This is a genomic window from Brevibacillus choshinensis (assembly GCF_001420695.1).
In the GTDB taxonomy this organism is placed as follows: domain Bacteria; phylum Bacillota; class Bacilli; order Brevibacillales; family Brevibacillaceae; genus Brevibacillus; species Brevibacillus choshinensis.
In genome coordinates this window covers 2106883-2121411 of sequence record NZ_LJJB01000007.1, presented here as the reverse complement: position 1 = coordinate 2121411, position 14529 = coordinate 2106883, and the positions used below count along the sequence as shown (strand labels likewise).

The following is a 14529-nucleotide window of genomic DNA, read 5'->3' as shown; positions in this document are numbered from 1 at the left end:
CGTTTTTTCTGTTAAATTGTTGGCGGAAATGCAACAAATACTGAATGGAAGGGAATTGATGGGATGGAACAAAAAGACTGGAAAGTGATAGTTGAAAATTGGGTCAATCGGAATCAACAGCATATCGTAGAACTTCTTCAGGAGATGATTCGCTATAAAAGCGTCAACCCACAGTTCATCGACAATCCGAGTGAGAGTGAGAGTCACAAGCTTCAAGATTTTCTGGAAGATTATCTGCTTTCAATGGGCTTGAATGTGGACAAATGGGATGTCTACGAAGGTCAGCCCAATGTAGTCGCGACTGTAAAAGGCAAATCGAGGGATAACACGCTAATCTTAAATGGTCATGTGGACGTTGTGCCGGCAGGTGGTTTGGACAGATGGTCTTTCAATCCGTGGGGTGGAGTGATACAGGACGGCAAGCTATACGGAAGAGGCTCTATGGATATGAAGGCTGGAGTTGCCAGCAATATAATAGTGGCCAAATTTATACGAGACTTCGGCATCGAATTGGATTCCGATCTCGATCTTCATATCGTAATTGATGAGGAAAGTGGCGGAACAGGTACACGTGCAGTACTCGAGCGTGGCTACAAAGGTTCGGGTGTTATTGTTACGGAACCAACGAATGGCATAATTAACCCCGTAGAGGGAGGGCTTCACTGGGCAAGGGTAACACTAAAAGGTAACTCAGCGCATTCCGCTTGGCGATATAGCCACATCAATCCCGGTTATGAGAGAACGGGTGTCAATGTAATTGAGAAAGCAATGAAAATCATTCATGCAACAGCAGAATTGGAAAAGGATTGGGGGCTAAACAGGCGCCATCCGCTATTGCCACCGGGAGCAAACGCGATCAATCCCGGTGTAATGCTTGCTGGTGCCGGAATGAAGAATGGGATTCCTGAAATCATTACGAATCCCGCAATCATCCCAGATCACTGTGTTATTGAATATGACATCAAGTACTTGCCTAATGAAAACTCAGAAGAGATAAAAAAAGAGTTTGAGGATGCCATCACCTCCTTGTCTCTTACCGATAGCTGGTTAAGGGAAAATCCGCCGCAGGTGGAGTGGGGGTTAAGAGGAGTCAATTTTCCGCCCGTCAACACCCCTCTTGATCACGAGATTGTCAGATCGATTGCGAAAAGCCAAGAAATATTTAGAATTTCACCGTCGTACCAAGGGTTTGTTGCTGTGTGTGATGTTGCCTGGTATGTAGGCTTGAATATTCCGGGCGTAATTTACGGACCGAAGGGAGCACAACTGCACGGACCGGACGAATATGTCGAACTTGATTCTCTGTTTGAAGTCATTAAAGTGCTGATTATGACAGTGCTGAGATGGAATGGGATTTTGGACGTGGACCAAGCTTGACAGGCGTTTCGTATAATCACATTGGGGAGCGATGCGAGACATGGATCGAAATGTAAGGAAATCTCACGATCTCGAGGACTTATCCAAAAAATATCGACAGCCCAAAAACGTGGAACAATACGGAATTGAGCAAGTTCCTGAAGCAGAGAGAACAGTGAAATGGTACGATATCTTTTTTATGGTAGTCAATTTTTTGATGAACCCAGGTATGATCTTAATCGGAGGAATGGCAGTTGCTTCCGGGTTATCGTTTTGGGCGGCCATTGCATCTGTAGTGTTGGGGATTGCAGTCGCTTTTGTCGCATACTTAATCATGGCGACTATTGGTGTCGATTATGGAGTCTCAGGTGCAGTGGCTACACGGATGGTTTACGGAGTGAGAGGTTCTAAATATACAGTATCGCTATTCCGGGCGATCACTGCCATTTACTGGTTTTCGATCCAAACCATTGTTGGTGCCGCTGCTATTGCTGTTGTGATTAACAAGCTGTTCCAAGCGGAGGTAAGCGTTGTTGCCGTCAGTCTGATTTTTGCGATATTCCAAATCGTCATTGCGACATTTGGGTACAATTGGTTGAAGTTCTTGTCTCGAATTGCCCTGCCGATCAAATTGATTGGGCTGATCTTTATCTGTTACATGTTCATGACACATGACGATCCAAATTACGCAATCCCGAAAGTATTCGGGTACGAAGGCACCGTTGGTTGGGGCTGGGGAGTCTTCATCGTCTCATTAAACTCTTTGACAGCCATTTGGCTCTCGATGACCACGGATGCTGCTGACTTTTGTCGATATTCACGCACGCGAGTCGATATGTGGATCGGAACGATGGCTGCCGCATGCATCGGAACCTTTACTTCCGCCTTTGTCGGTGCATACTCTGCTGCAGCAACACTGGGGCAGGTTCCCAATGGGCTGGAGGGAGCGGCCACAATTGCAAGCAGTGGCTTCGCACTCTTTATGATCTTGCTAGTTGTTGTTCTGGACAACTGGACAATAAATGTACTGAACATTTACACCGGTTCACTTTCAGTCGTGAACATGGTGCCTAAACTGGGGCGATTTTGGGCAACCTTGCTGGTTTCTGTAATTGGTGTAGGCCTGTCGATCTTTCCGGGTATGTTGAATAAATTGCAAGATACGATGACGGTATCCGGTATTTTTTATGCACCGTTGGCGGCCATACTCATCACGGATTATGTATTCGTGAAAAAAGGACTTCTGCTTGTAGATCAGTTGTTTAAAGAGAATGGGATATACCGTTATTCAAATGGTTGGAATATACCAGCCCTCATTTGGACGATCATCGGATTTGTGATCTACCAATTTACGCCGCCTGAGTACTTCCAATCGGTCGTGTGTCTTGTCCTGACTGGTTTCGGTTATTACTTCCATCAAAAACTTAATGGCCAGGTTCAAAAGCAGAGGGAAATGCTTGCGAAAATAAGTGCTTAATTCATTTTTCCATTCATGTGCGATTGGCGCAGCTTGGTATTTACCTCATGAAACAACAGCGGCAGTCTAAGACTTTATTTTTCAAGTCCTAGTCTGCCGCTGTTTGATTTTTTGTCCAGTCTAATACTTATTTTTAGAAGGGTGGCGATATTCAATCTCATAAACCGCGTTATATCAAGGACCCCAGTCTAAAACTTTATTTTCACTGGATAGCCCATTCAGCCCCCAAAAAAATCGAGAGATGTAAAGCCTCTTGAATAGAGTTCCGGAGATTTGAAAGGGAGCTAGATTGCACACGCAGTTTAGTTATTCGAGCAAAAGCCCAGTTAGAATGGTAGATGGGACTAAATTGCACACTTACAACCCGTCATAACTCCCTTTTTAATCAGACAACGATTTTGAGTAAGAATTAGTCTTTTCTAACCCTTGAGAGCGGGGTAACAGATCACTCCCCGCTCTCGAAGGGGAAGTGGAAAGGATGAATGTAATGGTACAGTTTTCAGCAAAGCAAAAATGCAATGCGTGCGGTTCAGAATTCTATTTGACGTATCATGTTTTCAAGGATGGCGACCGCAATCAAATGACTTCTTGTTGGGTGAAGTTAGAGAATAAAAAACCATGCACGTGTATAGGTTCATTTTCACCTTGTGAAGGTGTTCCGACTCTCGATCAATGGTTTGTTGAAACCGTAAAAGGCGTAAATCGTTTGCCTCATCATGTCGAAGGATTGAAATAATGACCGATTTCAGTGGATTTTCGGTAGATAAATATCTGTAAAAGGTTAGATTATCAAGAACTGAGCCGAGCACTGAGTATGGCGGGTCGGGGATATCCTCCATGGCATATGCGAATGTATTCGAGGAATTTTCGGCAGTGTGGATGACTTCTGCTGGAGTAATCGGCACACACTCCCTCTAATTACATCTGCTTTTTCAGCCATTTTCTTAAATGTACCATTATGCGCTAACTCAAATTTTAAGCACACGAAAGCGAATCAATGGGCCCTGCAGGCGGCAACATCGGAGGTGGCTTGCTCCCTGCTTAGTGACGCGATGGACAGGAAAGAGACTGGCAACAAACGTCGGAAGCAATTGCGTGATGGGTGACTCCAGAAGATGCAGATTTAGAGAGAACTGCAGTCTATATGTTTCATTCTACGATCACGGAGGGGGTGGAGAAACAACCGACTCTTTTCGGCTGGAAATGCCGCCCATCAAATGCCGCCATTTCTCGCACAAAGAATGTGCGCAGGAATCAGAGACGTGGCTAAGCTTTCCAGGAAATTGGTTATAGTGCTAAATGACGAGGCGGAGGACTCTCTGCTTGCCACCTACGCGGTCGAGCGAGTCAACCATGCTCGCGACTTCGTTCAGTTGGCAAAATGCGTTATGAAAAGAAGCTTATTGGAATGGGAAAAAGAGAGTTTTAGAGTCGGTCCCATAATTATTGGTGCCTCCGGGGGAGTTATGGGTTGTCCTAAATAGTTATGTAAGACAACATGGTGGAATTTTATTTATGCAATGTTCCACGGACGATAGACTGAACCGAATAGAAAAGTGGGTACAATCCAGAGAATACAGGATAAAATTTATCCATTTCCGTCCGAGCCGTATCCATAATCAATCGGAATCATGAGAAGATCTGGGCCATTTTCCTAGGTCTTTTGTATTCATCGAAACCCCGTTCGTATGCGTAATTCCCTCCAGTAGTCACTAAGTAGGAAGATGCAGGAAAAAGGTTGAACGAGGGCGTGCTTTCCGATTAATTGCCTAGGAATAAGGATACTGTACAAGATTGCCATGCTCTTATATAAGTAGTAATAGATTGGAAAAACATTTCCAATATCGCTAAGAATGGAGTGTGGAAAACATGAGAACAAGGGAAAAGAATCATTTCAGTTGCCGGCGGTTCTTGATCCGGATGGTTGCTTTCTCGTTGGCGGCATCGCTTTGTCTGATCGGACAAGCTTCCGCTGCCGATGATGAAATCCAACTGAAGTGGGAACAGCGTTATACCAAAGAGGAGACGCGGGAATTGGTCCAAAAGGTCGTCCCGACGAAAGATGGCGGCGGGCTGGTCTGGGCAAACGGGACGAACAGTGCTTATCGCATACTCCCCCCTTTGCTGGTGAAAGCAGATGGAACGGGACGGGAAGAATGGTCAAAGCGTATGCCGGAAGAGTTCTTTATCGCCGACGTGGAGCAGGCGAAAGAAGGCGGATATCTAGTGATGGGAGCACTGCGCTCGGAGCCGGACAAGCTGCAGCTGATCAAATTGAGTGAAACCGGAGATGAGGAGTGGACGAAAGCAATTGAGGTAGAGGGGGGGGCGATGATACCGGACAGATACCTCCTGCTGTACAGTGATTTCGCCGAAACATCCGACGGTGGTGTGGTCGCAGTTGGACGCAAGTACCTCGAAGCGAGCGGAAAGTACCTGTACAATATCGTGAAGATCACAGCATCAGGTGAAATCGAATGGGATAAGCCGTTGAGCAACTCGGCTCATCGCGTTTATGTTACCAAAAGCGGGGAAATGTTTGTCCAAGGCAGTGTGTTCTCCGGCGATGCTCACCTGTACGTGGCAAAGCTGTCCGAAGAAGCGGACAAGCTTTGGGAACATACCTACGAACAGAAGGGTTCGATCACAATCAAATCAGTCCTCCCTGCGACCGATGGCGGGCTTCTCGTCACCGGATACACCAACCGCTTCAACTCTGACCCGGCTTTCGATGACATCGTTGCGTGGCATATCGATTCGGAGGGGAAAGTTGTTTGGCAAAAGCTTTACGATACCGAAGTGGGAAGCGGAGAAGTGTCGGACGGAGAAAGAGGCTTATCGTTGTCCGAGACAGCGGATGATGGATATATGCTGATCGGGGTGATGGATTCGATAAACGGTGACCCTTCCAAATGGAATTTCAAGAAGTTGGATCAATCTGGCGACCCTTTGTGGGAGAAAACGATCTCGTTCCCGCAAATACGCGTTGCTAATGCGGTTCCCCAGGGAAATGACCAGTATTTGTTATTGGGGGAATATTGGGAAAAAAGCACAACCAGTGCGGACAAGCGAGACATCTATCTGATCAAATACGGCAAAACAAAAACCATCGTCTCCCTTGAGCCGCAAATGCAAATGCACAAACTGAAACTGGATAAAGGCGATACGGAAGAACTTAAGGTTACGGCCGTTTATGATGACGATACCAAAGAAGCTCTGACGAACGGGATTCGATGGACCTCTTCCAACGAAGAAGTGGCCGTGGTTGACGAGAATGGACGAGTTACGGCCAAAGAGAAGGGAAAAGTGCAAATCATCGCAACCTTTCAAGGAAAAAAAGCAGTATTCCCGGTCCAGGTGAAAGGGTAGATACTCAAATTGCGTCAATGGATAACGTACGTAACCTCCTGTCAAAGAGATAGGAGGTTCTTCTCGTTAACATCGTCGAAAGATGAAATAGAGTTGATCACACTTGAATAGGGTATTCACAAACGAATATACCAATAAAAAAGCAGACGCGGCATTTTGGAGTATTTGGGTATTCATTGGTGAATAGGTCGTTAAGCGGTCCCCATAACAAAAATAGCAAAATATTGTGAATCTTCGTTCGGCATGGAATTTGCCTAGTTATTGGCATACGAATCATAAGGAGGTTTCATCATGGCTTACTATCAACCGAGAGATTCATTTGAAGGAACACAATAATTCAGTTATAGTTGGTTTTTAATAAGGAAGACTGAAAGCGCTGAGTTAAGCTGACGGGCAGGTTAGTTTAGATAGACAAGATGAAGATTGGTGATGAATTAATTTGACACGCATACGGGGCATGTGGAGAGCGTGCATTCTTTCATTTTTTATGAAATGCTATGGATCAAACAATACTTGAGCTTTTTTCTGTACATATTGAATAAGATGCTGTATATTTCAACATGCTTGCTTAAATAAATAAGCAAGCAATAGTGAAGAACTAACCAACAACGCCAAGTAACACAACATCTAAATGGTAATGGAGTGAACATATGAGTAAAGCTAAGGGTAAAGGCGGAACAGGTAGAGGAACAGACAAAAAGGGATGGAACCGATGGCAAGCTAGTTCTAAGAAAGCAAAGAACGCCCCAAAACCATATGTAAGTAAAGGTGAAAAAAAAGCGGGTGGCGCAAAGACCACTAGCAGTAGTAAAGGTGATTGAAAACAGAAATGGATGAGATCGACTACGGCAATATATAATAGTCGTGGCTTCAATACCCCGTGAGCTTGGGAAGACGGGGGTAGTTATGCGAACCGACTGGTACTCTTCGAAAGGCACGAAGCCAACAGCTCGTGTCTTTTTCACGTTGAGGGAATTTAGCGTGCTTCACCGTACGAAGGAATCAGTGCTCAATAGAACATTTTTTTCGAATATTAAGGTCACTCGCGAATACTGTTTAAAGATTATAAATCATTCGTAAAATTTTAGTTACATTACTGTAAAGGAGTGCATATGGTTGTACACGGTATCCCTACAATCGGCAGGTCAGGAAGAAATCCTTCGAGTCGGTACAAAAGCATTCCATTTAGCTCAATTGGTTCAAGAAAACTTCCGAGTACCACAAGGATTTATCGTTACTTCCAATGCACTCGCTCGCTTCATGATAGAGAATCATTTAGAGGAAAAAGTATGGGAGGCGACTGTACCGTCAGAGATTGAGCGCGACATTGCAGCCGCCTATGAGAGACTGAAAGTGGAGACGAACGAATCCGATCTTTCTGTTGCTGTTCGTTCTTCTTCTGCAGCAGAGGATTTGCAGGGTGCTTCTTTTGCAGGCCAATATGAGAGCATTCTCAACGTGAAAGATTTCCCTCATCTCATGGAGAGCGTGAAAATGTGTTGGAGTTCCTTGTTTTCAGACAGGGTGAAGCAATATGCCCTGCAAAAAAAGATTGCTGCTGAGAAATTTCCGATGGCGGTCTTGATTCAACGGTGCATCGAAGCGGATGTCTCAGGTGTCGTTTTCAGTATGAATCCGGTAACCCAAAACAAGGAAGAGATCGTGATTAACGCGAGCTATGGCCTGGGAGAAGCAATTGTTTCCGGCATGGTTACGCCAGATAGCTTTCTTGTCAGCAAACAGCTTGCTTATATTCACAGAGATCTGGGCGGCAAAGAAATGAAAATGGTTTATGGGCAAAAGGGCATAAAAGAAGTAGAGACAACTAGTGAAGAGCAAGCGTGCTTTTGTCTCACAGATGAGCAACTATTGTCGCTGGTAAGAGAAACGAAAAAAATGGAAGCATTCTACCAGCATCCCGTCGATATCGAATTTGCGATTAAGGCTGACCACATCTACATCCTGCAAGTGAGACCTGTTACCACCCAAGGAGGCCAGGATTGATGACGCAACTGACGGAATTTCAAAGAGAGATCGTTCTGAATGATGAAGACAAACAGAACTATTTTTGGGTACAGGATGATGTTCATTTGGCGCATGCCGTAAGCCCTTTGTTTGCGTCGTTTCAAATTCCCGCGATGACAAAAGGAACGAAAACGGCCTTTGAAAATCTCAAAATGCCACTCCGTCAATTCATGATGAAATTGGCGGATGGTCGCCTTTATCAAGCAACACTTCCTCATGAGGGAGATATGCCCTCACGGATTCGAGAGCATCAAGAGCTGGTAGGTCCCTTGCTTCCGATTCAAAAGCAAAGGCTGATGGATTCCGTGGAGCATATATTCTCCCCTTTTTATCGTCAATTGGATGTATATCGAAGCCAAACGGCTACATTAGATGAAGCCAAACAAAGAGTTGAGGAACTATTTACGTTCTACGAGAAAGCATGGCAGCTTCATTTTGAAATTGTGATGCCAAGAGGCGGACATTCGATGGCGTTGGAGGAGCTGTACGCTCGACTAACCAACGAGTCGGATGCAACTGCCGTTTATGAATGTCTGTCAGGTGTGATGAACAAGACGCTGGAAACAGATCGGGAGCTATGGAAACTGGCTGTGCAGGTGAAACAGTCTGCGGTACTGGAAGGGATATTCACCGGATTTCCCACTGAAGAAATCGTATCACAGCTCGATCAACAGGAAGAAGGTAGAGCTTTTTTGACAGGCCTGCGGGCATTTCTCGAGGTATACGGGTACCGTTCCCCAAACTCCCATGAATTCCTTGATGAAACCTGGATCGAAAATCCCAATCAGGTTCTATACATGATCAGCACCTACTTGCAGAAAGAGTATGATTTTGAAAAGGAATATGCGCAAATCGTTCAAAAGCGCGAGGAGAAGGTACTTGAAACGTTAGCCAAAATGCCGGAGGGAGAAGGAAAGCAGGCGTTTATCCAATTGCATCAATGGGCGTTGGAGGCCTGGGGGCTGGATGAGGACCACCATTTCTATATTGATGCGATGCTCCCCGCGAAATCTCGTCTCTTCTTGTTACGTGTAGGGGAGATGCTTGTGGAAGCGAATGTGGTGGAAGCTCCTAATGATATCTTTTTTCTGTACTATGATGAGTTGCTCGACGTATTGTCAGAACCCACTTTGGTATCTCAAACAATAGAGCGTCGAAAACAGGAGCATGAGCAGAACAAACAAAAAAACGTGCCGCCGGTTTATGGAACACCACCAGAAGAAGTGCCTGACGATCCCATTTTGGAGCGCGTGTTTGGATTAAAGGCACCAGAAGTGAATGAGCAGGAGAAGCATTTTTCCGGATATGCGGCTTCACAGGGGCAGTATACGGGAGTTGTGAAGGTAGTGCGAGGACCTGAGGATTTTTCCAAAATCCAGACAGGCGATGTACTGGTTTGCAAAACAACGACCCCGCCATGGACGGTTCTGTTTTCAGTCGTGGGAGCCGTCGTGACCGATGCGGGCGGGATCTTATCTCACGCGGGAACCGTAGCCAGAGAGTACCGTGTGCCTTCTGTAGTTGGCACGAAAGTAGCGACGAGCGTTCTACGGGATGGAGATATCGTCACGGTAGATGGCACCAACGGAGTGGTTCACTTTGGAAAACAATAGTCACGGACTCGTGCTTCTCTCTATATTGACAGGGACTTTTTTGGTCCCTGTCAATTCAACCATGATTGCTGTTGGTTTGCCTAGCATTGTTGAATCTTTGCATAGCAACCTGACCCATGCCTCTTGGATCATTACCGTCTATTTGATCGTAATGACCGTGCTTCAGCCGATTGCTGGAAAACTGGGGGATATTTATGGCAATCGGGAGATGTTTCTTTTAGGCATGCTGCTTTTTCTACTTTCCTCTATCGCATGTCTGTTTACGATGAATTTGCTGTGGCTGATCATTTTTCGAGCCGTCCAAGCTGTCGGTGGCGCATTGGCTGCTCCGAATGCCAGCGCCATCATCAGGTATACGACACCCAAAGAGAAAATGGGCAAGACCTTTGGATTGTTTGGTTTCTCCATGGGCATTGGGGCTGCGCTTGGCCCATTAATGGGCTCGATCTTAATCAGCTTATGGGGCTGGACGTCCATCTTTTGGATCAATATCCCCTTTGCTTTGGTGTCGTTATGTGCATCGTTTTTTCTTTTACCTGTCATCAAAAAGGAAAAGGATGCATCGCTGGATATCTATGGATCGATCCTTCTAGGTGTTAGTCTCATAACGCTCATTTTGTTAGTGACGCATAACGAATATAGGACGATTTGGACATTGGGACTCCTGTGTATGCTAATCCTTCTGTTCATCCGGCAGGAAAAGAAATGTGAGGAACCGCTCATTCAATTTCAATTATTCAAAAACCGCATGTTTACAAGTGCCAATTTTTCTATTCTGTTTAGCAATGCCATCATGTATAGTACCATTCTGGTGATGCCCATTCTTTTGCAAAATGAATTCCACTTTTCCGTGGAAACGATTGGCGTTCTGCTCTTTGTATTTTCGCTGTCGATGTCTCTGTTTTCATGGCTTGGCGGGTACCTAACAGATCAAGTTGGAAAGAAAATGACGGTTCTGCTTTCCTTTCTTCTCTCAGCCGTAGCAGTGGGCATATATGTAGGATTCTATTCCAACCATTCACTCGTTGCGATCGCAATTGGCCTGGTCATCGGAGGACTAGGGGCCGGAATAGGTTCAGCATCTATGCAAACGGCTTCGCTGCAAGCTGTTTCAAAGGAGATGTCTGGGGTAGCCTCTGGTATCTTTTCCACATTCCGCTATGTGGGCGGCATGATCGCTTCCGTTTTAGTCAGTTTGCTAATGGATTACCATCTCCTGTTCTATACCCTGTTTTTTTTCGCATTAACGGGCATTCCCGTAGCATTGGGATTACATGAGCCATCCAGAAAAGAGAGCAGCGGATGATCTTGTTATAGATCTCCGTTGCTCTGTATCTTGTTTATCTGCGTGAGGCCGCCTCTGAGATTCCTACATTGAGTACCCTTACTGTCTGCAGTTATGACCGTAATGGTGAACCGTATCACAAGTAACGGAAAAGTTGTTGAACTAACGGGTTCGATAGTTGCATAGTTGAAGATAAACAGGCTTTGTGAATTCGGATTACTATCATGATAAAAGACTAGTGTGAGAATGATGCCTCTATTCCTAATAGATAGGGGCATCATTCTTGTGAAAAACGTGGTTAACGCAGCCGTTCAGGGTTCAAGTCAAGCAGAGCCTCGTGTACAAACAGACCATCTTTGCGAATCAATACGTCGTCGAACCAAATTTCGCCCCCGCCATATTCAGGGCGTTGAATGCTGACGATGTCCCAATGGATCGTACTACGATTGCCGTTATCGGCATTTTTGTATGCCTGGCCCAAAGCAAAGTGAAAGCTGCCGTCAATTTTTTCGTCAAAATAGATGTCATTCATCGGGTGCTGGATATATGGATTGACGCTGATCGCGAACTCTCCGATGTATCGCGCACCCGCGTCACTGTCTATAATTTCGTTAATCCGCTTCGTATCGTTGGATTGCGCTAAGACCACCTTCCCTTTCTCGAAAGTCAGCTGGATATCGCTGAACTTGGTGCCCTGGTAAGGAGTAGAGGCATTGAAAGTGATAGTACCGTTTACGGAATCGCGGACAGGGGAGGTGTAAATTTCTCCGTCTGGCACATTGATTTTTCCGGCGCAGATGATGCTGGATATCCCCTTGATAGAGAAGCTTAGGTCTGTGCCGGGTCCGGTGATCCGCACCTTGTCCGTCTCGTCCATCAACTGCTTGAGTGGAACAAATGCATCGTGCATCTGCTGGTAATTGAGCAGACAGACATGGAAGTAGTAGTCGAAAAACGTGTCGGTTGGCATATTGGCAGCCTGGGCCATGGCAGGTGTCGGATAGCTGATGACGGTCCATCTCGTATTGCTTACCATGTAATCGTAGGAGGGCTTGATGCCAGCCTGATGGATACGCCTCTTTTCTACGGGAACATCGGCCATTTCACTGTCGTTGATGTGACCGTTGATCGTGACCACCTTCTGGATATCCCGCCAAATCGGCTCCTGCCATTTGTTCAAAATCGCGCTACGTTCAGTGGTGGTACCTTTCAACAATTCGCGCTGGATGCCATGATCGACGTATTTGACAAACGGGCGCGCCCCCTTTGCGTAGGCGGCCTTGATCAATTCCTTCACCAGGGGATGTCCCTCGCCGCGCAGCTCGATCATCAGATTTTCGTTTTCCTGCAACTCGAGGGAGTAGGTAAGCAGATGCTCGGCTAGTTTGGTCAAGCGTTGATCCAGCATATACATTCTCTCCTTTATCCGGTGTATTCGCTACTTTGTAAGGGTTGTCCATTTCCAGTCCACTCTGCCTGTATCACTGACAAACAGACCGTTGACATACTGCTGCTTCACGTAGTTGTTGGTGTAGTAGTAGATAGGCGCGATCGGCAACTCGTTCATCAGGATTTGCTCAGCTTGGGCAAGCAGCTCTTTGCGCTTCGTCGGGTTGGTCTCCAACGTTGATTTGCTTAGAAGTTCCTTATATTGGGGATTTTCCCAGCCCGTATCATTGTTAGCTCCGCTTTTTTCCTTGAATAGCTCCAGGATGTTGACCGGATCGTTGTACTGCGCTGCCCAGCCCAGTCTGCCAACCTGATAGTTGCCTTGATGTATCGTCTCCAGATATACCTTCCATTCTTGGTTATTCAGCTGTACATCAACGCCTAGCGCTTTTCTCCATTGATCCTGGATTGCTTCGGCAATTTTTTTGTGTCCCTCCGACGTATTGAACGAAAGTGTAATAGCTGGTAACTTGGTCATTCCCATTTCCTTCATGCCCTCTGCCAGCAACTGCTTCGCCGTTTGAATGTCACCATCGTGGAAGAACGGTTCCTGCTTAAAAGTCATAGACGGAGGTAGGGCGCTTGTAGCAGGAAGCTGGTTTCCTTGTGTTACATTGTCAATAATTTGTTGGCGATTTATGGCGTACGTAAACGCTTTTCGAATCTTGACGTTGTTGAACGGTGGTTTTTCTGTATTGAATTTGTACCAGTATGTAGCAGCGTACGGCTGAATCTCCAATTTGCCGGATTCCTTCAGCGTCGGCATCGCATCAAACGGCAGTGCACCCAGCGGCGTACCTGCTAGATCAAGCTCGCCATTTTCAAACATGGACAGCTCGGTGTTGGGGTCCTCAATCATGGACAGCTCGATCTTGTCCAGCTTTACTGTATTGGCATCCCAATAGTTCTCATTTTTTGCCAATACCATTTTGCTCTTGTGATCCCAGGTTTCAAGCTTGAATGGTCCGTTACTGACATATTCGTTCGGATCAACCGCCCATTTCGTGTTGGATTCGACCAGTTTTTTATTGACGGGATAGTAGGTGGGGTAAGCAGTCAACTCCAGGAAAAAGGGAGCGGGACTTTCCAGGGTAACAACCAGTGTCTTGTCGTTCGTAGCTTTCACGCCAATCTCGTCTGGCTTCGCCTGGCCCATGTGAGCTTTTTTTCCGTTTTTCAAATAATAGAGCTTGTCGGGGGATTTGGAGCCGGTACTTGGATCTAGTACTCGTTTCCATGCGAATTCGAAATCATAGGCGGTAACCGGATCACCGTTACTCCATTTGGCATCGCGAATAGTAAATATGTAGGTAAGCCCATCTGGTGATACTTCAATTTTTTCGGCAGCTGCTTCATGCGGCTTGTTGTCCTGTCCAATCCGGGTAAGCCCGTCAAACAGTGCACGGGTGACGGTTTCAGATGCAATGTCATCCAGAATGCCGGGATCAGCTGTTGGCGGTTCGACAAACGTATTGGTCCGGAAGATATGCTCCCTTATTTTCTCCGTCCCGGTCGCAGGCGTGGGAGAGGTTTGCTGCTCAGATGTTGGCTGTGTAGAAGTTGTGCCTGTTGCATCTTGCCCACTGCATCCCGATATCGCGAATGTCAGCATCAAGGCTGAAATGACTTGCTTCTTCAATAACGTCCCCTCCAATGATCTTCAATTTTATGAATAATAATTGCAACTCACATGCCAGCGTGAAGAATAATGGAACCGCTTGCATAGAAGTATAGCGAAATTGTTATTCATTTCTAAAGTGTTTAAATATTTGTACATATAATCAAACGATAGTTTAAAATATTGGACATTGATTGGTTCACTAGGATTCACAATAAATCGGTTTGTCATTAGTCGAAGTATTCACGAAGGTATTTGATGAGAAGAGCTTACCTCCGCAAAATATGCATGAAAACAACCATGCTGGATTTGAGACGTGTTATGTACAAGAACGGGA

11 protein-coding genes and 1 pseudogene are annotated in these 14529 nt (G+C 45.8%); 10 read left to right on the top strand and 2 right to left on the bottom strand.

The genetic code is table 11. The features are described from left to right. Positions 1–63: 63 nt before the first annotated feature. From AN963_RS10000 to AN963_RS09965, 10 genes and pseudogenes are all read left to right on the top strand, one after another. A complete protein-coding gene (locus tag AN963_RS10000; protein WP_055744322.1) occupies positions 64–1377 on the top strand; it encodes an ArgE/DapE family deacylase in 1314 nt (437 codons plus the stop codon). A 40-nt stretch (positions 1378–1417) separates the two neighbouring features. Continuing rightward, the gene (locus AN963_RS09995; protein ID WP_055744321.1) at positions 1418–2833 is read left to right on the top strand and encodes a purine-cytosine permease family protein; all 1416 of its coding nucleotides are present in this window, start codon (positions 1418–1420) and stop codon (positions 2831–2833) included. A gap of 478 nt (positions 2834–3311) precedes the next feature. Then, positions 3312–3569, top strand: a complete 258-nt coding sequence (locus AN963_RS09990; protein WP_055744320.1) for a hypothetical protein — start codon at positions 3312–3314, stop codon at positions 3567–3569. 83 nt (positions 3570–3652) lie between these two features. Further along, positions 3653–3751 (top strand): annotated as a pseudogene (locus AN963_RS32530) (hypothetical protein); the annotation flags it as partial. Positions 3752–3966: 215 nt separating this feature from the next. Further along, positions 3967–4317 (top strand): FAD-dependent monooxygenase, encoded by a 351-nt coding sequence (locus tag AN963_RS32525; protein WP_083496858.1) that lies wholly within the window; start codon positions 3967–3969, stop codon positions 4315–4317. A gap of 385 nt (positions 4318–4702) precedes the next feature. Continuing rightward, the gene (locus AN963_RS09980; RefSeq protein WP_055744318.1) at positions 4703–6202 is read left to right on the top strand and encodes an Ig-like domain-containing protein; all 1500 of its coding nucleotides are present in this window, start codon (positions 4703–4705) and stop codon (positions 6200–6202) included. Between the two features lie 650 nt (positions 6203–6852). Continuing rightward, entirely contained in the window at positions 6853–7023 is a 171-nt protein-coding gene (locus AN963_RS30235; protein WP_083496857.1) for a DUF3934 family protein, read from the top strand. Between the two features lie 295 nt (positions 7024–7318). Beyond that, complete coding sequence (locus tag AN963_RS09975) at positions 7319–8206, top strand: PEP/pyruvate-binding domain-containing protein (protein WP_055744317.1); 888 nt, start codon at positions 7319–7321, stop codon at positions 8204–8206. Then, entirely contained in the window at positions 8206–9840 is a 1635-nt protein-coding gene (locus AN963_RS32355) for a PEP-utilizing enzyme (RefSeq protein WP_055744316.1), read from the top strand. Before AN963_RS09975 ends, AN963_RS32355 begins: the two co-directional genes overlap by 1 nt. Continuing rightward, on the top strand, positions 9827–11146 hold the full coding sequence (locus AN963_RS09965) for an MFS transporter (RefSeq protein ID WP_236707917.1): 1320 nt from the start codon (positions 9827–9829) through the stop codon (positions 11144–11146). Before AN963_RS32355 ends, AN963_RS09965 begins: the two co-directional genes overlap by 14 nt. A gap of 277 nt (positions 11147–11423) precedes the next feature. Here the strand turns inward: AN963_RS09965 and AN963_RS09960 are convergent, their stop codons facing one another. Together AN963_RS09960 and AN963_RS09955 are read right to left on the bottom strand one after the other, a co-directional pair. Next, positions 11424–12533: an aminopeptidase gene (locus AN963_RS09960; RefSeq protein WP_055744314.1), complete on the bottom strand. Its 1110-nt coding sequence runs from the start codon at positions 12531–12533 to the stop codon at positions 11424–11426. 30 nt (positions 12534–12563) lie between these two features. After that, positions 12564–14213 (bottom strand): peptide ABC transporter substrate-binding protein, encoded by a 1650-nt coding sequence (locus tag AN963_RS09955; RefSeq protein WP_055744313.1) that lies wholly within the window; start codon positions 14211–14213, stop codon positions 12564–12566. Positions 14214–14529 lie beyond the last annotated feature (316 nt).

Bases quoted from the DNA above. Each gene is read 5' to 3' on its own strand.
- AN963_RS10000 (WP_055744322.1), top strand. From the start codon at position 64: ATGGAACAAAAAGACTGGAAAGTGATAGTTGAAAATTGGGTCAATCGG.
- AN963_RS09995 (WP_055744321.1), top strand. From the start codon at position 1,418: ATGGATCGAAATGTAAGGAAATCTCACGATCTCGAGGACTTATCCAAA.
- AN963_RS09990 (WP_055744320.1), top strand. From the start codon at position 3,312: ATGAATGTAATGGTACAGTTTTCAGCAAAGCAAAAATGCAATGCGTGC.
- AN963_RS09980 (WP_055744318.1), top strand. From the start codon at position 4,703: ATGAGAACAAGGGAAAAGAATCATTTCAGTTGCCGGCGGTTCTTGATC.
- AN963_RS30235 (WP_083496857.1), top strand. From the start codon at position 6,853: ATGAGTAAAGCTAAGGGTAAAGGCGGAACAGGTAGAGGAACAGACAAA.
- AN963_RS32355 (WP_055744316.1), top strand. From the start codon at position 8,206: ATGACGCAACTGACGGAATTTCAAAGAGAGATCGTTCTGAATGATGAA.
- AN963_RS09960 (WP_055744314.1), bottom strand. From the start codon at position 12,533: ATGCTGGATCAACGCTTGACCAAACTAGCCGAGCATCTGCTTACCTAC.